Source organism: Lutibacter sp. A80 (assembly GCF_022429645.1).
Classification (GTDB): domain Bacteria; phylum Bacteroidota; class Bacteroidia; order Flavobacteriales; family Flavobacteriaceae; genus Lutibacter.
In genome coordinates this window covers 422,307-441,394 of the sequence record NZ_CP092480.1, presented here as the reverse complement: position 1 = coordinate 441,394, position 19,088 = coordinate 422,307, and the positions used below count along the sequence as shown (strand labels likewise).

Below are 19,088 nucleotides of genomic sequence, written 5' to 3'. Positions count from 1 at the left end.
TTGAAAGTAATAAACCAACATAGCAACTCATTAATTGAAAAATGCAAAAACGGAGATACATCCGCACAATTTGCAATATACAAACAATACTATAAAGCTATGTATAATACATCTTTTAGAATTGTAAATGATTGTTTTGAAACTGAAGATATTATGCAAGAATCTTTTTTAGCTGCTTTTACAAAATTACATACCTTTAGTCAAAATGTAACCTTTGGGGCTTGGCTAAAAAGAATAGTAATTAATAACAGTATTACAGCTTTAAAGAAAAATAATAAATTAAATACGGTACCAATTGAAAATACTGTTACAGCAGAAATTAATGATGAAATACCTGATTATAACGAATTAAATGTTAAAAATATTTTAGCCGCTTTAAATACTCTAAAAAATAATTATAAAGTAGCTTTAACACTATATTTAATTGAAGGTTACGATTATGAAGAAATTGCTCAAATAATGGATATTTCTTATGAAAATAGTAGAACTACCATTTCAAGAGCAAAAAACAAATTAAGATACCTTTTAGCAAGTGAAAATGAAAGACAATATAGATAACATATTTAAAAATTTAGAAAACACATTTGATGTAGAAGAACCGAAAATTGGACATTTTAATAGGTTTGAAGCTAAATTAAATCAACCAAAAAACAAGTCTTCTAAAAATAAATTTAAACTGTATTCTATAATTACAGTTGCTGCATCTGTAGTATTACTTTTTGGAGTATGGTTAGGCTCTTCAATCTCAAACAAAGGGATGGAATTAGCAAGAGTTTCTACAGAAATGGAAGAAACACAGAGTTACTTTGCAACCACAATTAAAAAAGAGCTTTTACTTATTGAAAAAGAACGAAACAGCACAACTGAACAACTGATTAACGATGGTTTAAAACAACTAGAAATATTAGAACAACAATACAAACTACTTACTGTAGAACTAAAAGAAAGTACAGAAGATAAACGAATTATTTATGCTATGGTTTCCAATTTTCAACAACGTATTGAAATATTACATAGTGTATTAACTCAAATAGATGATGTAAAACAATTAAAAACGCAAGACAATGAAAAATTTATATAAAACAATAATCATATTATTCTTAATTCCTTTAACTATTTCTGCAACAGAAAGAAAAGATAAATACACTAAAAGTAAAATACTTAAAAAAGAATATTCTGTAAACAACAATGCTACTTTAAATATAACCAATAAATACGGAAATATAGGTATTGCAACTTGGAACGAAAACAAAATTGCTATTGAAGTTACTATAACTACTAATGGTTATGATGAAGAAAAAGTAGAAGAAAAATTAGAAAAAATTAATGTTAATTTTGACGGAAATCCAGACAATGTTACTGCAGAAACTATTATTGAAAAAACCTCAAGTTCTTGGAATTTATTAAAATGGGGAAAAAGTAATAATATAAATATTGAAATTAATTATTTAATTCAAATGCCAGTGAGCAATAATGTGAATTTAACAAACGATTATGGAGCTATAAACATCGATAATTTAGAAGGAAGCGCTAAAATTAACTGCGATTACGGTAAAATAACCATTGGAGAATTATGGAATACACATAATTATATAAACATTGATTACACCAACAATTCAACTATAGATTTTATACAAAATGGAACTATTAATGCAGATTATTCTACACTGCATATAGACAAATCAAATAGCGTTAAATTAAACGCAGATTACTCACATTTGTCATTTGGAAAGATTGCTCTTTTAAAATACAACTGTGATTATGGAAGCTTAAAAATTGAAGATGCTTTTGATATAACTGGAAATAGCGATTATATGCATACTTCAGTTAAAAAATTAAGAGGTACTGGAGATTTTGATATGGATTATGGTTCTTTAAAACTATTAGAATTGGGAGATGAATTTAAAAATATTACCATAAATTCTTCTTATACAAACACTAAAATTGGGGTAAAACCAACTAATAATTTTTCAATAAATACAAGTTTAAATTACGGGAATTTAAAATATAGAGATGGTTTTACTATTAATAAAGAGATTGTAAAAACAACTTCTAAATACTACGAAGGCTATTATAACTCAGCAAATACATCGAGTAATATTACTATAAAATCTAGTTATGGATCAGTTACTTTTACAGAGTAAACGCTTAAATTATAGTCCTAAAAATACGTTAAAAATTAATGTATTCCAGCAAGTTACATATAATTCAGCATCTCACAAGTCGCTTTTTCCAATTTGATGTGATGCTGAATCAATTGCAGCATGAAGCTGTTGTGTTTTCTAAAATTCCTATTTAGAATTTGATTTTCTAAACATAAAGTACAATCCCATTAATACTAATGGTATACTTAAAATTTGTCCTGTATTTAAGCCTAAAATCCAATTTTCTCTACCTTCAACTTGGGCTTCTTTAAAGAATTCAATTACAAATCTGGCAAAAAACGTCAACGCAAAATACATTCCGAATAAATACCCTAATTTTTCTTTTTTAGTAGTTTTCCAATACACAAACCATAAAATGGCAAATATTATTACATAACATATAGATTCGTATAATTGCGCTGGATGGCGAGGAAAATCTTCACCTAAACGTTTAAAAACAAAACCATAATCGGTTCCTGTAGGTTTTCCAATAATTTCAGAATTCATTAAATTACCAAGTCTTACAAATGCTCCACCTATTGCAGAAACAACCACAACTCTATCCAATATAAATAACAAAGGTTTTTTAAGTACTTTTCTACTATATAAATACATTGCTATTATTGCTCCAATTGCAGCTCCATGACTTGCTAAACCAGCAAAACCTGTAAATTTAAATGTTGGAGAAAATTGAAATGGTAAAATTACTTCTAATGGTTTTCTAAATAGAAACTCTGGATCGTAAAACAAAAAATGTCCTAACCTAGCTCCTAATAAAATTGAAATTACCATATAAATAAATAATGAATCTAATTTTTCAAGTGGAATTTTTTCATTGATAAATATTTTTTTCATCAAATGCAATCCTAGCGTAAATGCAATAACAAACATTAAGCTGTAATAACGAACTGCAAATGAACCAATTTTAAATATTTCTGGTGCTGGATTCCAATCTATTTGAAGTAATATCATTATAAAGTATATAAAATTTAATTATTTTTTCTTTTGTGTATTGTCTTTTTCTGGAACAGGGTCATAACCACTTCCTCCCCAAGGATGACAACTTCCAATTCTTTTAATTGCTAACCAACCACCTTTAAAAATACCATGTACCTTTAATGCTTCTAATGTATAACTAGAACAAGTTGGTGTATATCTACAAGCCGATGGTGTATACGGTGATATTGCCGCTTGGTAAAAACGTACCAACCAAATAAAAGGAATTGCTAATATTTTTGTTATACTTTTCAAATTAATTTACTGAAAAAGTAGTTCCTTCTTTCCCATCTTTTAATTGAATTCCTAAATCTGCTAACTGATCTCTAATTTTATCAGACAATGCCCAATCTTTATCAGCTCTTGCTTTTTTTCTCATTTCAATTAGCATAGTTACAACACCCGACAATTTATCTGAGCTATCTTCTTGCAACTCATTTTTCAACCCTAAAACATCAAATACAAAAGCGTTAATTGTTGTTGTAAAATCTTGTAAATCTTCTGTAGAAATTGTTGCTTTCTTTTCAATTAAAAGGTTGATGTATTTTACTGCATCAAATAAATTAGCTATTAACATTGGAGTGTTAAAATCATCGTTCATAGCATCGTAACATTTTTGTTTCCATGCTTTAAAATCTAACGATGAAGTTTTAGCAGCTTCTAATTTCTCTAAGCTACTTACAGCCTCCATTAATTTAATATACCCTTTTTCTGAAGCTTCTAAACCTGCATTTGTAAAATCTAAAATGCTTCTATAATTAGCTTGCAACATAAAAAAACGTGTTGCACTTGGTGAAAATGCTTTACTTAAAATTTTATTATTTCCTGAGAATATTTCATTAGGTAAAATAAAATTCCCTGTTGATTTTGCCATTTTCTGACCGTTTAAAATCAACATATTTGCGTGCATCCAATAATTAACAGGATTTACACCATTATTAGTTTTTGATTGTGCAATTTCACATTCGTGGTGTGGAAATTTTAAATCCATTCCTCCACCGTGTATATCAAAAGTTTCACCTAAATACTTTGTACTCATAGCTGAACATTCTAAATGCCAACCAGGAAAACCATCACTCCAAGGTGAAGGCCAACGCATTATATGACGCTCATCTGCTTTTTTCCAAAGTGCAAAATCTTGTGGATTTTTCTTTTCTGATTGTCCATCTAAGGTTCTTGTATTATGAATAGAATCTTCGATATTTCTACCAGAAAGAATACCATAGTTTTCAGTCTCATTATATTTTAACACATCAAAATACACAGAACCGTTCACTTCATATGCCATTCCTTTGTCTAAAATATCTTTAATTATTTCAATTTGCTCAACTATATGTCCTGTAGCTGTAGGCTCAATACTTGGCGGTAAATTATTTATAGTTTGCAAAGTATTATGAAAATCAACGGTATAACGTTGCACCACTTCCATAGGTTCTATTTGCTCTAAACGTGCCTTTTTAGCAATACGATCTTCACCTGCATCTGCATCGTTTTCTAAATGACCAGCATCGGTAATATTACGCACATAACGTACTTTATAGCCTAAATGTTTTAAATAACGGAAAATCATATCAAAAGACATAAATGTTCTTACATTTCCTAAATGTACATTACTATAAACTGTAGGACCGCAAACATACATTCCAACTTTACCGTCTATTACGGGTTTAAAAACCTCTTTAGTTTTAGTTAAAGAATTGTATATTTTTAGCTGATTTGATTTGTATAATTCCATTAATAATAGTTTGCATTTGAAGCTGTAAAGATAATAACAATTATGTAACGGAAAAACTTTCTATTTGTTAATACTAAGTTATAATAATGGATTTTTTAAAACCTTGATAAAAGCATCTTACATAACATCTTCAGCTTCTAAATTATTTTTAACATAAAGATTAGCAATTACAAACATCGCTTCACTATATAAATCATACAACTGCATCTGTACTTTTGCTTTATTCAACTTGCAGTTTGCAATAATTTGGTTGTGTAAATAATTAGTTTTACTCATTTAATAATCAACTTCTATAAATAAAGACGAAACATTGTTTAGTGCGTTGCATTTTTATCAAAATAAATATTTTAAATTTACCGAAATTTTATTAAGCTACCATTTAGCTTAAATTAATAAAAGAATAAAACAAAAATGAGTTACCAATTTACCATTATTGTTCCTGTTTATAATGAAGAAGATAATTTAAAACGTGTAGAACAAGAACTTTCTAATTATATTAAAATTGCAACAAAAAAAACAAAAGTACTCTTTGTAAACGACGGAAGTAAAGACAACAGTCAACAATTAATTGAAGAAATTTGTACAAACAACTCCGATTTTGAATTTATTAATTTTGAAAAAAATTGTGGATTAAGTGCTGCAATTACTGCTGGATTTAAAAATGTTGATACCGAATTGGTTGGTTATATAGACTCTGACTTACAAACGGCTCCAGAAGATTTTAATCTTTTATTAAAAGAAATAGAAAACTACGATTTAGTAACTGGTGTAAGGGCGAACCGAAAAGATACATTTGTAAAAAACATGTCTTCTACAATTGCAAACGGCATAAGACGTTCTTTTACACACGATGGAATGGATGATACAGGTTGTCCGTTAAAAGTAATTAAAACCGAATTTGCTAAAAACATTCCTATGTTTAAAGGCTTACATCGCTTTTTACCAGCAATGATATTATTACAAAATGGTACCATAAAACAAATTCCAGTACAACATTTTCCGCGTATTGCTGGCGAAGCAAAATACGGTTTATGGAATAGGTTATTAGGTCCGTTAATGGATTGCTTTGCTTACCTATGGATGAAGAAAAAGTACATTAATTACAGCATTGTTAAAAAAGGATAATGAACGACTGGATTATCTATACCGTTGGATTTTTTGCCCAGTTATTATTTTCAGGAAGATTAATTTTACAATGGATTTTATCTGAAAAAAGCAAAAAGGTATTAACACCTTCCCTTTTTTGGAAATTAAGTTTAATTGCCTCTTTTTTATTGTTTGTCTATGGTTATTTAAGAGATGATTTTGCCATTATGCTTGGACAAGCTCTTACCTACTTTATATATATTAGAAATTTACAATTACAAGGTGAGTGGCAAAAAGCCCCAAAACCAGTACGGTGGTTTTTATTAATTTTCCCGATTTTATTAATAATATACTCATACAATAATAACACATACGATATTGATAAATTGTTTAGAAACGATGCCATTCCTCTCTGGTTATTACTTTTAGGAAGCATTGCTCAAGTTATTTTTACATTGCGATTTATATACCAATGGTTGTATTCTGAAAAAAATAAAAAATCATCTTTACCATTCGGATTTTGGTTATTGAGTTTAATAGGTTCTAGTCTAATTTTAACCTATGCCATTTTAAGAAAAGATCCAGTTTTATTAATTGGACATTTAATGGGTTCTATAATTTATTTTAGGAATATTTTAATTTTAAGAAAACAGATTAAGTAGTAAATTATATATTTGTATAACTCCTAATAATTAATAATTATTTAAAAAACAATTTAACGAATGCCAAAATCATTTCAATTATGCATTGTAATTCCTTGTTATAATGAAGAAAAAAGGCTAAACACAACTCGTTATACTTCGTTTTTAAATAAATACAATAATATTATAATCTGCTTTGTTAATGATGGTTCTAATGATGATACCTTAAAAATTCTCACTAAAATAAAAACAAACTTTCCTGAAAAAGTAGATCTAATTTCAATGGATAAAAATTCTGGAAAAGCAGAAACAGTAAGAACTGGTATTTTACATTGCAATAAAACTTTTCCTTCTGAAAAAATTGCATATTTAGATGCTGATTTAGCAACCACACTTGAAGAATGTTTAGAAATTAGCAAACTTGTAAAAGATAAAATTGTATTTGCTTTTGGTTCTAGAATTGCAAAAATTGATACAATTATAAATCGCAAAAAAATTCGACATATTATTGGTAGAATTATCGCTATTTTTATCTCACAACAATTAAAATTAACAATTTACGATACACAATGCGGATGCAAAATATTTAACTCCGAACTTTCGAAAAAACTTTTTTCTGAAAAATTTATATCAAAATGGTTATTTGATGTAGAACTTTTTAATAGAATGATTTTAATTTATAACCGAGAAAAAATGAGCGAAATATGTAAAGAAGTCCCTTTAAAAACTTGGATAGATTATGATGAGTCTAAAGTTAAATTAAGTTATTTTTTTAAACTTTGGGTCGATTTATTTAAAATTCAAAAAACATATAAAACACGAAAAATAGGTTTAGATTAATTATGATTTTTTTTTCTAAAAAAATAAATCCTTATAATTTTTGGGTTGTTTTACTAATTTTAATTAGAAGCTTTTTAAATTATGCCATTCCTTTAATGGATAAAACTGAAGCTCGCTATGCGGAAATTGCAAGGATAATGGCCGAAACAAATAATTGGACAACCTTACAAATAGACTACGGCGTTCCATTTTGGGCAAAACCTCCATTATCAACCTGGTTATCTGCCATAAGTTTTAATATTTTTGGTGTAAATGAATTCGCTGCTAGATTTCCATATTTACTTTTAAACATTTTCGTAATCCTTTTAATTGGAAAGTATGCAAAACGTAACGGTTTAAATTTTTTTATTCCTGCATTAATTTTACTCACCATTCCCGAATTTATTTTACACACTGGAGTAGTTTCAACAGATACAGCTTTAGCTTTTTGTGTTACTTTAGTAATGGTTTCTTTTTGGGAAAGTATCCATAATAAAAAACAGTTTTTATGGAAATACCTATTTTTTATTGGATTAGGTTTAGGACTTTTAGCAAAAGGACCAATAATTATTATTTTAACAGCTCCTCCTATCTTTATTTGGATGTTAATTTTTAAAAAATTCAAAACAGTTTGGGGTTCATTTCCTTGGATTTTAGGAACATTAATAACAAGTATTATCGCAATTCCTTGGTATTATTTGGCAGAACAAAAAACACCTGGTTTTATTGACTATTTTATTGTTGGAGAACATTTTAAACGCTTTTTAAGTTCTGATTGGAAAGGTGATAAATATGGTTTCCCAAAATCTCAACCTATAGGAATGATTTGGGTATTTTTATTTCTTTTTGCAATTCCTTGGATACAAGTTTTAACTGTTAAACTATGGAAAAATAAAACGCAACTTTTTAAAGATAAATGGTTAACTTTTTTACTTTTATGGCTTTTATGGACTCCTTTATTCTTTACAATTTCTAAAAGTTTAATCCACCCGTACATTATGCCAATTATGGTTCCAATTGCATTATTAACAACACATTATTGGAATGAAATTAAGTACAAAAAACAAATTATTACTATTGCTTTAGCAATACCAATACTTGCGTTACTTATTTTTAGTATAGCAACTTTAATCAACAATAAAAACTATTATATCAATTCTGATAAATTTCTTATTGAAAATAATAGCAACAAAACTCTGCCCATTTATCATTGGGAAAATAAAAGTTATTCAAGTCAGTTTTATTCAAAAGGGAGTGTAAAAACAATTAAAGATAATATTGAATTATCAAAAAAAATAAACTCAAAAGAACCTTTTTTGATAATTATACCACATAAAAAAATTAAAAACATTGATTCTAAAAATTTAAAACTCTTAAAAGAAACAATGTCTAATTATAAAAAAAGTAGTTATATTTTCAATTAAATTAAAATGATAAAAACTTTAGAAAAATATCCGATTATAACACTATCAATTCTAATTGTACTTATGTTATTAGTCCATTTAGACGTACCAAATGTTACTATTATGGAAGCTCGTAATTTTATTACGGCTCGAGAAATTATACAAGATAACAATTGGCTATTAACCACTATGAATGGCGAAGCAAGGTATCAAAAACCTCCATTACCAACTTGGATTACAGCCATTTCTGCTTTAACTTTTGGAGCACAGAGCCTGTTTGCACTACGATTACCAGCAGCTTTAATGGTGTTGTTTTTGGGTGTTTTCGCTTACTATTTTTCTTTAAAATTAGAACTTTCAAAAAAACATAGCTTAAATAATAGTTTAATTTTAATTACATCTTTTTATGTATTTGGAATAATTAATGAAGCACCTTGGGATATTTTTGCTCACGGATTTATGTTTGCTGGTTTGTATTATTTATTTCTTTTTTTTGAAGCTAAACAAACCCATTGGAAAAAAATTATTTTAGCAGCATTATTTATTGGACTTTCAATTATGAGTAAAGGTCCCGTTTCTTTATTTGCAGTATTTTTACCTTTCTTAATTTCATATGGTATTGTTTTTAAATTTAAAAACTTTAAACAAAAATTAGTACCATTTATAGTATCTATAATCTTATTTTTAATTATTGGAAGTTGGTGGTATATCTACGTTAGAATTGCTGATACACAAGCATTTTTAGAAATTGCTACTAAAGAAACTGGAAATTGGAGTAGTTATAATGTAAAACCTTTTTATTATTATTGGAGCTTTTTTACACAATCTGGTTTATGGACAATCCCTGCTTTTATAGGCTTACTCTACCCTTACTTAATAAAGCGTATTACTTATAAAAAAGTATATAAATTTACTTTTTGGTGGACTTTAATAGCTGTAATACTACTATCATTAATACCAGAAAAAAAAGCACGTTATTTAATGCCTGTATTAATACCTTTAGCTTTAAATACAGGTTGTTATATTCAATATTTAATACAGAACTTTTCTAAATCAACATCAAAAAAAGAAACAATTCCTGTTTATTTTAATTTTGGTCTTATTGCAATTATTGCAATAATTTTACCAATTGGTTTATATATAATTTTAAAAAATGACTTAAGTAATTACATTATAAACTATATTTTAACTGCTATAGCAAGTCTAACAATTGGCAGTTTATTATTAATAAATTTAATTCGTAAAAATATTAAGAATGTATTTTATTTAACTGTGTTATTTATGGTTGCTATTTTTCTTTTTGGCTTACCTATTTCAAAAATTTTAAATAAAAATGATAACTTTAATGCTATAAACACCCTACATTCAATTGAACATCAAGAACAAATTAACACCTATTCAATTGGTGAAATTACACCCGAATTACTTTGGAATTATAACGGAATTTTAAAAGATATTTATAAAAACGAACATTTAGAAATTCCTTCTGAAAGTAAATTTGGTATTTTAATAATGAATGATGATGTTGAAAAAATAACCACACAACTCTCTAAAAATTACAATTTAAAGCTAACCGAAACTTACAATCTAAATGTTGGTTCAAAAAATAAAAAACGTTTGATTAGACAATTTTATTTAGTATCAAAAAAATAGTACTTTTGACAAATACTATTAGATCTTAAAAAGAACGCTTTCCCTTAAAAATATACAGATGAAAACACTTACTAAAATCGATAAAATTGCTTATTTATTTTTACTTCTAGTTTTTGGAATTGGAATTTATATTGCAAATACAGACCTTCAATATTTTGACGAGTTTTACACAAAAGAAGATGGTATTGTAGAATATGGAACAGCAATTTTACTGTTTTGTTCTAGCTTACTTTTAATAAGTCGTTTTATTAAACTTCAAAAATATAAAAAACCTCTTTGGAAAGTTGGAATTTTGGCCATTGCCTTTGTTTTTATTTTTGGTGCAGGTGAAGAAGTTTCTTGGGGACAACGTATATTTAATATTGAATCTTCAGAGTATTTTTTAGAAAATAATGCTCAAGCAGAAACTAATTTACATAATCTTGTTGTTGACGGAAAAAAAGTAAATAAAATTATCTTTAGCCAATTATTAACTGCTGTATTGGTACTTTATTTAATAATTACTCCATTTCTATATAGAAAGGTTGAAGCTATTAAAAAATTAGCGAATCTATTTGCTGTACCTATTGTAAAATGGCATTATACCATTGCATTTTTAATTATTACTGGTTTGCTAGTATTTATAGATTCAGAAAGAAAATGGGAATTGTATGAGTTGGCTTTTGGTGTAATTTTCTTTTTAATATTTTTAAACCCATTAAATAAAAATATTTACTCTAAGTAAGGATTTTTCGTGTAAAAAATTTAAATAATTTATAACACACAATTGCATAAATAACACCTATTAAAGCTCCAGTAAACACATCTAATGGAAAATGTACTCCAATATAGATTCTACTATAAGCTACAAATAATGCCCATATTATTAAAAAATAAGAAAGGAATTTTACTTTATCTTTCAATAGTAAACTAAAAAAAACAGCGATTGCCATTGAATTTGATGCATGTGCCGAAAAATAAGAGTACATTCCTCCACACCTAGATTTAACCAATCTTATTAAGTCTGCTATAGACTCATCATGGCAAGGTCTCAATCGTTTAAAACCATACTTAAATAAATTACTAGTTTGATCTGAAGCAGCAATTAATAATGCTATAAAAAGCACTATAACAACTGTTTTTTTTAAACCGTAATTTTTAAAAGCTAAATAAAGTAATAAGATATATAATGGGATGGCACTAAACTTATTTGTTACAATAAGCCAAAAGCCATCCCATTGAGTTGTTCCTAAATTATTTAGGAAAATTAGTAATTCAATATCTTTATCAATAATTGATTCTATCATTGAATTCTAAAATATTATTAATTATCAGAACTGTCTAAAGAGACTAATTCAATTTCAAAAACTAAATCTGAGTTTGGCGGAATTACTTTACCAGCACCTTGTGCTCCATATCCTAAATGAGCAGGTATAAAAAGCATTGCTTTGTCTCCTATTTTTAGTTGTTGTAAACCTTCCTTAAAACCAGAAATTAAACGAGCTTGAGGTCCATAGATACTTGAAAATGGTTTATATCCGTTTTTTGAATCTTTTTTCTCGTCATAAACTCCATATGCTTCTGCAACTTCTTTATAGCTAGTATCAAATAATTTACCATCGGTAAAATAACCTGAATAAGCTACTTTAACTTTAGCACCATTTTTTGGTTTTTCTCCGTTTTTAGTTTCAGTTATAAAAATTTTAAGTCCCGAGGCTAATTCTGTTGCTTTTTCTTTGTTTTTATTAAACCTTTTTAAAGCACTAGCACTTGCTGCATCAATTTTAGCTTGAGTTTCTTCTAATTCTTTTTGATATTTAACATAAAATTCATCAAAAATCTTAGCTGCCTTAAACTTTTTAGCTGCTTTACCAATTTTTATAATTTCAAGAGTTACAATGGTATCATTCTGAACTATTGAATCTACCACTGCTTGTCCTTTAACAACATTTCCAAATACCGTATGAATTCCATCTAACCAAGGCGTATCTTTATGTGTTATAAAAAATTGACTTCCATTAGTATTTGGAGGGCCCCAATTTGCCATAGATAAAATACCGGCCTTATCATGTTTTAATAATAGGTCTCCATTTGTATCTTTTGGAAATTCGTCTATAAATTTATATCCAGGTCCTCCTGATCCAGTTGCTAAAGGATCTCCGGTTTGTATCATAAAATTATTAAGTACTCTATGAAACTTTAAACCATTGTAAAAATTAACTCCTTTTAAAGAATCTACAACTTGTTTATTGGTACCATTAGCTAATGAAACAAAATTTGCAACCGTTATTGGTGTTTTTTCAAATTCAAGTTTTAATAAAATTGCTCCCTTATTAGTTTCCAAATCAGCATACATCCCATCATCTAAATCTGTATATTTAGTAGGCTTACAAGCTGATAATGTTAAAACTACACTAATTAAAACTAGTTGTAATACTTTCATTATTATGAACTTATTATTTAACAATTTCTAATAACTCTACTTCAAAAACTAAAACATCAAATGGTTTAATTTTTCCACCTGCACGTGGTGTTGCTCCATATCCTAACTCTTGAGGTATAAAGAATTTATATTTAGAACCAACAGACATTAATTGTAAACCTTCAGTCCATCCTTTTATTACTTGATTTGCCAAAAATTCTGCAGGTTGTCCTCTATCAACAGAACTATCGAATACAGTACCATCTGTTAAAGTTCCGTGGTAATGTACTTTTACTTTAGAATTAGCAACTGGTTTTTCACCACTTCCTTCTTTCATTACAATATATTGTAAACCACTATCTGTAGTTACCACACCATCTTTTGTTTTATTTTCTTCTAAGAACTTTTCACCTGCAGCCTTTGAATCAGCAAAATCTAATTCAGCTTGTTTAGCTGCTGCTTCTTGTTGTTCTTTCATTTTTTCTTGTTGTAATTTTTGGAAATAAGAATTAATAATACCATTAATATCTTTTGACGCTAACAACATATTTGTAGAGTCTATTCCATTTTTCATACCTTGAACATAAGCATCTTGATTTATATCTTCAAAATTCATTTTTATTTTCATTCCCATATCCAATCCTAGAGCATAACTTACAGAATCGATTTCAGAATCTAGTGATTTTAAAGTTGTTGCTTGGTTGTTACAAGAAGCTAGTGAAATTACAATTGCACCTAGAAATAAGAATTTAATTACTTTCATTTTTTTTATTTATTTTAATTAATTGAACTTTATATATTAAGGGTTGATTTATCCCTATTTTTTTTTGATCACCCAAATATCCAAAAACTTTATGAGATGGGAACAAAAAAGTTACATTGTCTCCAACATTCATTAATTTTAGACCTTCTCTAAGACCTTCTATTATTTCTTGTTTATCAACTATATATTTTTGAACACCAATTTCGGCACTACTATAAATTGGTTGATATTCCATATTATACACATCATATGTATAAAAAATTTCATCACCCGTTTTTGGAAAATAACCAGTTTTTGATTTTACATTAACTTTATATTTGAAGCCAAAATTACTTAAAATATAAGTACTTAACGAATCTAATTTTATTAGTTTTTCAAATGCATTTTCTTGAGCTGTTATTAGTGCTTTATTAAATTGTACAGACTTATGCATTACAGAAGAAGACTTTCTTAATATAGGTTTTCTTGCTTCTGGACCTGTACAAGAAAGCATAGTAAAAATTAGAAAAATACTAAATAAACTAAGCTTCATAAGAATTTAACAATTCGGTTTTATAATTTGGTAATATATCTAAAAATTTAGAAACAGTTTCGTTTAAAGATATTTCGGACCTACCTCCTGCTGCATTGTCATGTCCACCTCCATTAAAATGTTCTCTTGCAAATTTATTAACTGAAAAACTACCTTTGGATCTAAACGAAATTTTAACAATCTTTTGTTCTACATCTTCAATAAAAATTACTGCAAAAATAACCCCATTTAAAGATAAAGCATAATTTACAACACCTTCTGTATCTCCTTTTTGATAATTAAATTCGTCTAATTCTTGTTGTGTTAACGTAATATATGCGGTTTTCAGTGTTTCTTCAACCTTTAAATTACTTAAAGCACATCCTAAAAGTTGCAATCTGCTATAAGAATTTGTATCGTACACATTATTATGTATTAATGCATTATTAGCTCCTTTATCAATTAAATCAGCAATAATTCTATGTGTTGTACTAGTTGTTGAAGCAAATCTAAACGATCCAGTATCCGTCATTATCCCTGTATATAAACTGGTTGCAATAGATGTATCTATGCTGTCAACTGCATCTATATTTTCTAAAAAATGATATACCATTTGACAAGTAGAACAAATTGATGTATCGGAAAATAAATACTTCGCAATAGCATCTGGTTGTTGATGATGGTCAATCATAATAAATGTACCTTCAAAGTCCTTCAAGGTATTTTCCATATCTGAACCAACACGATGCAATGCATTAAAATCTAATAAAAACACAATAGAAGCTTCATCAATCGCTCTTTTAGATTGCCTATTTTGCATATCAAATTTTAAAACATCTTTAGATTTTGGCATCCATTTTAAAAAAGATGGATAATCGTTTGGAGCAATAACAGTAACATTATGACCGGTATTTTGTAAGTAATGATACATTGCTAAACTAGCACCAATAGCATCGCCATCAGGATTTCTATGTGGAACTAATACAATATTTTTTTTACTTGAAAGTAACTCTTTTACTTCCTTATATTCTCTTTCATTCATAAGCTACAAATATACAATTTATTAACCTATTTTATTTCATATAACTCCTCATATTTCCTTAAATTAGTCCCAAAATTTCATATTATGAGGTACACTTTTATCTTTTTATTTTTTTTAACCATACTTAATTCTTGTAAACATAAAGAAATCGATCCCTATTTTACTATAGCTTTTGGCTCTTGCAACAATCAAGTTTTAGACAATGTATTATGGAATGAAATTGAAAAAAACAAACCAGATATTTGGATTTGGGGTGGCGATATAATTTATACTGATACTGAAGACATGTCTTTTATGCAAGAAAACTATCTAAAACAAAAACAAGATTCTAGCTATTCTAATTTTGAAAAAAATGTGGAAATACTTGCTACTTGGGACGATCACGATTACGGTTTAAATGATGGTGGCAACGAATATTCTAAAAAAAATGAAGCACAACAATTATTTTTAGATTTTTTAGATGTTAATAAAGATGATAAAAGAAGAAATCAAGAAGGTATTTATTATTCCAAAGATTATAAAATTGACAACAACAATACCCTAAAAGTTATTTTGTTAGACACTCGCTATTTTAGAACAGCTTTAACACCAGATACAATTACACAAAAAAGATACAAGCCTAATAAATATGGTAAAGGTACTATGTTAGGAGAAAAACAATGGAATTGGTTACAAAATCAGCTTCAAAACTCCACTGCTAAATTTAATATTATTATTAGTAGCATTCAATTTTTATCTTCGGAACACGGCTTTGAAAGCTGGGGAAATATGCCTCATGAAGTTGATAAACTAGAAAACTTAATTATAAAAACAAAAGCAAAAAACACAATTATTCTTTCTGGGGACAGACATATTTCTGAAATTTCAAAAAAAGAAATAAAAGCGCTTAATTATCCTCTAATAGATTTTACATCAAGTGGTCTTACACACTCCTATACCAGTTATAAAGGAGAACCAAATAAATACAGAATTAGCGATGTTGTAGCAGAAAAAAGTTTTGGAATTCTTAAATTTAACTTTAAAACAAATACGGTTATTATGGAGATGAGAGGAGAAAAAAATAAGGTTTATGAATCTGTGATTCAAAGGTATAATTAAGTAACTTTACTTTATATATAAAATACTATATTTGCTACAATTAAAATACTAAACTAAAATTATAATGGCAACAAACAGAACATTTACAATGTTAAAACCTGATTCTATAGAAAAAGGATATATTGGAGCAATATTAGAAAAAATAAATGCTGCAGGTTTTAAAATTGTAGCTTTAAAAATGACACGATTAAGCGTAGCACATGCAGAACAATTCTATGCTATTCACAAAGAACGTCCGTTTTTTGGTGAACTTGTAGAGTATATGACTCGTGGTCCAATAGTAGCAGCTATTTTAGAAAAAGAAAATGCAGTTGAAGACTTTAGAGTATTAATTGGTGCTACTAATCCAGAAGATGCTGCTGAAGGTACCATTAGAAAAATATATGCAGAATCTATTAGTTTTAATGCAATTCATGGTTCAGATAGTGATGAAAATGCTGAAATTGAAAGTAATTTTCATTTTTCTGGTAGACAAATGTTTTAAAACTTTTTAAAAAATATAAAAAACGGTTGTTTATCTCTTAAACAACCGTTTTTTTTTAACACAAAATTATTTTAGAGATTAGAGTCTCCCCTAATTCTTCATTCATCATTTTAACAATTTTCTCTTTTCCATAACTTAATTCTTCTCTTAAAACAGAAGATTTTAAATTTACAATTAATGTTTTTCCTTTTAGTTCTACATTATTAGTATTCGACACAATTCCATTTCCCATAAGTGTTGCCCAAGCTTCATTAACTGATAATTGGTGCATTCCTTTTGTAAGTTTATTTTCCTTTATAACATCTTTCATTAAATCTTGAATAGAATGAAACTCGTTCTGTCTTTTTGCCATTATAATTTAAATATTTTATAAGATTGTTGTGTTCTTTTAACAACTTCTTCTGTTCTTTCTTCGTGTGTATCACTTATAAATAATTGTCCAAAATGATCGTTATTTACTAAATTTATTAATTGTTCAACTCGCAAATCATCTAATTTATCAAATATATCATCTAATAAAAGAATGGGTTTTACATTAGATTTAGATTTCATAAAATCGAATTGCGCTAACTTTAAAGCTATTAAATACGATTTCTGTTGACCTTGAGAACCAAATTTTTTAACCGGATACCCATTTATTTCAAAAATTAAATCATCTTTATGAGTTCCAACGCTTGTATATTGTAAAACACGATCTCTTTCAAGGTTTTTTTCTAATAATTCAAGTAAATCACCTTCTTTTAATTGCGATTTATAAAACATATTTACAACTTCTTTACTGTTAGAAATTGATTTGTACCTTTCTCTAAAAATAGGTATAAAAGCATCTAAAAAAGCAGTTCTTTTTTCAAAAATTATAGAACCATACATTTTTAACTGCTCATCATAAACTTTTAAATTTACCGCATCAAAAGTTCTATTAGCAGCAAAATATTTTAAAAGTGAATTGCGTTGTGCTAATACCTTATTATACTTTAAAATTATTTGAAGGTATTCTTTATCCGATTGAGAAATTACATTATCTATAAATTTTCTACGTGTATCACTTCCTTCAATAATTAAATCTCTATCTGCAGGTGAAATAATTACTAAAGGTAAATGCCCAATATGATCCGAAAACTTTTCATAAACTTTACCGTTTCGTTTTAATACTTTTTTGCTTCCTCGTTTTAAACTACACACAACAGTTGCAATTTTTTCTTCCAAAAGGTACTCACCTTGTATCATAAAAAACTCCTGATGGTGTCTTATATTCTGAATTGCAACCGGATTAAAGTAACTTTTTGCAAAAGATAAATAATAAATTGCATCTAACACATTGGTTTTACCAACACCATTATTACCAACAAAACAATTTATTTTATCCTCAAAATCAAAGCTTTGCGATTCGAAATTCTTAAAATTAACAAGTGTAATTTTCTGTAAATGCATCTAATTTTTTATAAAGTTTAAAATTATTCAAAATAAATGAAAATTTAGACACAATTGCATTTTTACTTTCCAATTAAAAATTATATTTTTGCGCCTACAAATTTTACAACAAATGGCAACATATAAAAAGAAAGGGAGTAAAGCAAAAAAAACTCAGACTGCTATAGAAAATAATTCTACAACAGCTGAAGTATTTAATACTTTAGATGAAACCGCATCAAAATCAGAACAATTTATAATAAAAAACCAAAAAACAATTTTTATTGTACTAGGTTTAATTGTAGTTGGAATTTTAGGTTTTTTAGCTTTTCAAAAATTTGTAAAAGCACCTAAAGAAAAAGTAGCTGCTGACGAATTAGCTTTTCCAAAAGCCTATTTTGAAGATGCTTTAACAAATTCTGTTGCTGTAGATTCTTTACTTGTTTTAGGTTTAGAAGGTGCTGATGGAAAATATGGATTTGTTGATATTGCTAGTGAATTTAGTGGTACTAAAGCAGGAAATCTAGCAAACTACTATGCTGGTATATCTTATTTAAAATTAAAAAAATATAAAGAAGCAATTGATTATTTAGAAGATTTCTCTTCAGATGATGAATTATTAGGTCCAACAGCTAAAGGTGCTATTGGAGATGCTTTTGCAGATATAAATCAACCAGAAGATGCTTTAGATTACTATTTAAAAGCAGCTGAATTAAAAGAAAATAATTTTTCTACTCCATTATACTTATTTAAAGCTGGAAATACAGCTATGGAAATAGAAAACTACAGCAAAGCTTTAGATATTTTCGAAAAAATTAAAAAAGACTATCCTAATGCAACAGAGGCTAGAAATATAGATATTTATATTAATAAAGCAACATTTGCATCAAAAAACTAAGCTG

At 27.5% G+C, this 19,088-nt stretch carries 23 protein-coding genes; 12 read left to right on the top strand and 11 right to left on the bottom strand.

All coding sequences use genetic code 11. The features are described 5' to 3' along the window. From MHL31_RS01915 to MHL31_RS01905, 3 genes are read left to right on the top strand one after another with little or no spacing between them, the layout of a single operon-like run. Entirely contained in the window at positions 1–558 is a 558-nt protein-coding gene (locus MHL31_RS01915) for an RNA polymerase sigma factor (protein ID WP_240227393.1), read from the top strand. Then, entirely contained in the window at positions 539–1,081 is a 543-nt protein-coding gene (locus tag MHL31_RS01910) for a hypothetical protein (RefSeq protein ID WP_240227392.1), read from the top strand. Before MHL31_RS01915 ends, MHL31_RS01910 begins: the two co-directional genes overlap by 20 nt. Further along, a complete protein-coding gene (locus MHL31_RS01905; RefSeq protein ID WP_240227391.1) occupies positions 1,065–2,144 on the top strand; it encodes a hypothetical protein in 1,080 nt (359 codons plus the stop codon). Before MHL31_RS01910 ends, MHL31_RS01905 begins: the two co-directional genes overlap by 17 nt. Before the next feature lie 147 nt (positions 2,145–2,291). On the opposite strand, the gene lgt is transcribed toward MHL31_RS01905, so the two are convergent. The 4 genes from lgt to MHL31_RS01885 form a co-directional block, all read right to left on the bottom strand. Further along, the gene (gene lgt / locus MHL31_RS01900; protein ID WP_240227390.1) at positions 2,292–3,116 is read right to left on the bottom strand and encodes a prolipoprotein diacylglyceryl transferase; all 825 of its coding nucleotides are present in this window, start codon (positions 3,114–3,116) and stop codon (positions 2,292–2,294) included. Positions 3,117–3,137: 21 nt separating this feature from the next. After that, positions 3,138–3,395 carry a membrane protein insertion efficiency factor YidD gene (gene yidD, locus MHL31_RS01895; RefSeq protein ID WP_240227389.1) on the bottom strand — a complete coding sequence of 86 codons (258 nt, stop codon included), beginning with the start codon at positions 3,393–3,395 and terminating at the stop codon, positions 3,138–3,140. Position 3,396: 1 nt separating this feature from the next. After that, positions 3,397–4,875 carry a cysteine--tRNA ligase gene (cysS, locus tag MHL31_RS01890; RefSeq protein WP_240227388.1) on the bottom strand — a complete coding sequence of 493 codons (1,479 nt, stop codon included), beginning with the start codon at positions 4,873–4,875 and terminating at the stop codon, positions 3,397–3,399. Between the two features lie 117 nt (positions 4,876–4,992). Then, the gene (locus MHL31_RS01885; protein ID WP_240227387.1) at positions 4,993–5,151 is read right to left on the bottom strand and encodes a hypothetical protein; all 159 of its coding nucleotides are present in this window, start codon (positions 5,149–5,151) and stop codon (positions 4,993–4,995) included. 135 nt (positions 5,152–5,286) lie between these two features. On the opposite strand from MHL31_RS01885, the gene MHL31_RS01880 reads away from it, so the two are divergent. From MHL31_RS01880 to MHL31_RS01855, 6 genes are read left to right on the top strand one after another with little or no spacing between them, the layout of a single operon-like run. After that, positions 5,287–6,000: a glycosyltransferase gene (locus MHL31_RS01880; RefSeq protein WP_240227386.1), complete on the top strand. Its 714-nt coding sequence runs from the start codon at positions 5,287–5,289 to the stop codon at positions 5,998–6,000. Continuing rightward, positions 6,000–6,623 (top strand): lipid-A-disaccharide synthase N-terminal domain-containing protein, encoded by a 624-nt coding sequence (locus MHL31_RS01875; RefSeq protein ID WP_240227385.1) that lies wholly within the window; start codon positions 6,000–6,002, stop codon positions 6,621–6,623. The genes MHL31_RS01880 and MHL31_RS01875 overlap by 1 nt, the downstream gene beginning before the upstream one ends. Before the next feature lie 60 nt (positions 6,624–6,683). Next, complete coding sequence (locus MHL31_RS01870) at positions 6,684–7,442, top strand: glycosyltransferase (protein WP_240227384.1); 759 nt, start codon at positions 6,684–6,686, stop codon at positions 7,440–7,442. 2 nt (positions 7,443–7,444) lie between these two features. Continuing rightward, entirely contained in the window at positions 7,445–8,845 is a 1,401-nt protein-coding gene (locus tag MHL31_RS01865) for a glycosyltransferase family 39 protein (RefSeq protein WP_240227383.1), read from the top strand. Positions 8,846–8,851: 6 nt separating this feature from the next. Beyond that, complete coding sequence (locus MHL31_RS01860; RefSeq protein ID WP_240227382.1) at positions 8,852–10,477, top strand: glycosyltransferase family 39 protein; 1,626 nt, start codon at positions 8,852–8,854, stop codon at positions 10,475–10,477. A gap of 58 nt (positions 10,478–10,535) precedes the next feature. Then, positions 10,536–11,201: a hypothetical protein gene (locus MHL31_RS01855; protein ID WP_240227381.1), complete on the top strand. Its 666-nt coding sequence runs from the start codon at positions 10,536–10,538 to the stop codon at positions 11,199–11,201. Here MHL31_RS01855 and MHL31_RS01850 read toward each other — a convergent pair. Genes MHL31_RS01850 through MHL31_RS01830 form a run of 5 tightly spaced genes read right to left on the bottom strand, consistent with a single transcriptional unit; the run spans position 11,194 to position 15,194 of the window. Next, complete coding sequence (locus MHL31_RS01850; protein WP_240227380.1) at positions 11,194–11,763, bottom strand: phosphatase PAP2 family protein; 570 nt, start codon at positions 11,761–11,763, stop codon at positions 11,194–11,196. The genes MHL31_RS01855 and MHL31_RS01850 overlap by 8 nt on opposite strands. 17 nt (positions 11,764–11,780) lie before the next feature. Beyond that, positions 11,781–12,899 (bottom strand): peptidylprolyl isomerase, encoded by a 1,119-nt coding sequence (locus MHL31_RS01845; protein ID WP_240227379.1) that lies wholly within the window; start codon positions 12,897–12,899, stop codon positions 11,781–11,783. 13 nt (positions 12,900–12,912) lie between these two features. Continuing rightward, a complete protein-coding gene (locus tag MHL31_RS01840; protein ID WP_240227378.1) occupies positions 12,913–13,641 on the bottom strand; it encodes an FKBP-type peptidyl-prolyl cis-trans isomerase in 729 nt (242 codons plus the stop codon). Then, on the bottom strand, positions 13,628–14,173 hold the full coding sequence (gene gldI / locus MHL31_RS01835; RefSeq protein ID WP_240227377.1) for a gliding motility-associated peptidyl-prolyl isomerase GldI: 546 nt from the start codon (positions 14,171–14,173) through the stop codon (positions 13,628–13,630). Before gldI ends, MHL31_RS01840 begins: the two co-directional genes overlap by 14 nt. Further along, positions 14,163–15,194 (bottom strand): bifunctional oligoribonuclease/PAP phosphatase NrnA, encoded by a 1,032-nt coding sequence (locus tag MHL31_RS01830; RefSeq protein WP_240227376.1) that lies wholly within the window; start codon positions 15,192–15,194, stop codon positions 14,163–14,165. The genes gldI and MHL31_RS01830 overlap by 11 nt, the downstream gene beginning before the upstream one ends. 84 nt (positions 15,195–15,278) lie before the next feature. Between MHL31_RS01830 and MHL31_RS01825 the strand changes: the two genes are divergently transcribed. Both MHL31_RS01825 and MHL31_RS01820 read left to right on the top strand, forming a co-directional pair. Continuing rightward, on the top strand, positions 15,279–16,292 hold the full coding sequence (locus MHL31_RS01825; RefSeq protein WP_240227375.1) for an alkaline phosphatase D family protein: 1,014 nt from the start codon (positions 15,279–15,281) through the stop codon (positions 16,290–16,292). A 64-nt stretch (positions 16,293–16,356) separates the two neighbouring features. Further along, the gene (locus MHL31_RS01820) at positions 16,357–16,776 is read left to right on the top strand and encodes a nucleoside-diphosphate kinase (RefSeq protein WP_240227374.1); all 420 of its coding nucleotides are present in this window, start codon (positions 16,357–16,359) and stop codon (positions 16,774–16,776) included. 55 nt (positions 16,777–16,831) lie between these two features. Here MHL31_RS01820 and MHL31_RS01815 read toward each other — a convergent pair whose 3' ends face one another. Both MHL31_RS01815 and MHL31_RS01810 read right to left on the bottom strand, forming a co-directional pair. Then, positions 16,832–17,128 (bottom strand): DUF721 domain-containing protein, encoded by a 297-nt coding sequence (locus tag MHL31_RS01815; protein WP_240227373.1) that lies wholly within the window; start codon positions 17,126–17,128, stop codon positions 16,832–16,834. Further along, positions 17,128–18,207, bottom strand: coding sequence for a DNA replication/repair protein RecF (locus tag MHL31_RS01810; protein WP_240227372.1), 1,080 nt, complete (start codon positions 18,205–18,207; stop codon positions 17,128–17,130). Before MHL31_RS01810 ends, MHL31_RS01815 begins: the two co-directional genes overlap by 1 nt. 112 nt (positions 18,208–18,319) lie before the next feature. Between MHL31_RS01810 and MHL31_RS01805 the strand changes: the two genes are divergently transcribed. Then, on the top strand, positions 18,320–19,084 hold the full coding sequence (locus MHL31_RS01805) for a tol-pal system YbgF family protein (RefSeq protein WP_240227371.1): 765 nt from the start codon (positions 18,320–18,322) through the stop codon (positions 19,082–19,084). Positions 19,085–19,088: the final 4 nt, after the last annotated feature.

What these genes read in the sequence shown, in the direction of transcription:
- MHL31_RS01910 (WP_240227392.1), top strand. Translation starts at nt 539, where the DNA reads ATGAAAGACAATATAGATAACATATTTAAAAATTTAGAAAACACATTT.
- MHL31_RS01905 (WP_240227391.1), top strand. Translation starts at nt 1,065, where the DNA reads ATGAAAAATTTATATAAAACAATAATCATATTATTCTTAATTCCTTTA.
- lgt (WP_240227390.1), bottom strand. Translation starts at nt 3,116, where the DNA reads ATGATATTACTTCAAATAGATTGGAATCCAGCACCAGAAATATTTAAA.
- cysS (WP_240227388.1), bottom strand. Translation starts at nt 4,875, where the DNA reads ATGGAATTATACAAATCAAATCAGCTAAAAATATACAATTCTTTAACT.
- MHL31_RS01885 (WP_240227387.1), bottom strand. Translation starts at nt 5,151, where the DNA reads ATGAGTAAAACTAATTATTTACACAACCAAATTATTGCAAACTGCAAG.
- MHL31_RS01880 (WP_240227386.1), top strand. Translation starts at nt 5,287, where the DNA reads ATGAGTTACCAATTTACCATTATTGTTCCTGTTTATAATGAAGAAGAT.
- MHL31_RS01875 (WP_240227385.1), top strand. Translation starts at nt 6,000, where the DNA reads ATGAACGACTGGATTATCTATACCGTTGGATTTTTTGCCCAGTTATTA.
- MHL31_RS01870 (WP_240227384.1), top strand. Translation starts at nt 6,684, where the DNA reads ATGCCAAAATCATTTCAATTATGCATTGTAATTCCTTGTTATAATGAA.
- MHL31_RS01865 (WP_240227383.1), top strand. Translation starts at nt 7,445, where the DNA reads ATGATTTTTTTTTCTAAAAAAATAAATCCTTATAATTTTTGGGTTGTT.
- MHL31_RS01860 (WP_240227382.1), top strand. Translation starts at nt 8,852, where the DNA reads ATGATAAAAACTTTAGAAAAATATCCGATTATAACACTATCAATTCTA.
- MHL31_RS01855 (WP_240227381.1), top strand. Translation starts at nt 10,536, where the DNA reads ATGAAAACACTTACTAAAATCGATAAAATTGCTTATTTATTTTTACTT.
- MHL31_RS01850 (WP_240227380.1), bottom strand. Translation starts at nt 11,763, where the DNA reads ATGATAGAATCAATTATTGATAAAGATATTGAATTACTAATTTTCCTA.
- MHL31_RS01845 (WP_240227379.1), bottom strand. Translation starts at nt 12,899, where the DNA reads ATGAAAGTATTACAACTAGTTTTAATTAGTGTAGTTTTAACATTATCA.
- MHL31_RS01840 (WP_240227378.1), bottom strand. Translation starts at nt 13,641, where the DNA reads ATGAAAGTAATTAAATTCTTATTTCTAGGTGCAATTGTAATTTCACTA.
- gldI (WP_240227377.1), bottom strand. Translation starts at nt 14,173, where the DNA reads ATGAAGCTTAGTTTATTTAGTATTTTTCTAATTTTTACTATGCTTTCT.
- MHL31_RS01830 (WP_240227376.1), bottom strand. Translation starts at nt 15,194, where the DNA reads ATGAATGAAAGAGAATATAAGGAAGTAAAAGAGTTACTTTCAAGTAAA.
- MHL31_RS01825 (WP_240227375.1), top strand. Translation starts at nt 15,279, where the DNA reads ATGAGGTACACTTTTATCTTTTTATTTTTTTTAACCATACTTAATTCT.
- MHL31_RS01820 (WP_240227374.1), top strand. Translation starts at nt 16,357, where the DNA reads ATGGCAACAAACAGAACATTTACAATGTTAAAACCTGATTCTATAGAA.
- MHL31_RS01815 (WP_240227373.1), bottom strand. Translation starts at nt 17,128, where the DNA reads ATGGCAAAAAGACAGAACGAGTTTCATTCTATTCAAGATTTAATGAAA.
- MHL31_RS01810 (WP_240227372.1), bottom strand. Translation starts at nt 18,207, where the DNA reads ATGCATTTACAGAAAATTACACTTGTTAATTTTAAGAATTTCGAATCG.
- MHL31_RS01805 (WP_240227371.1), top strand. Translation starts at nt 18,320, where the DNA reads ATGGCAACATATAAAAAGAAAGGGAGTAAAGCAAAAAAAACTCAGACT.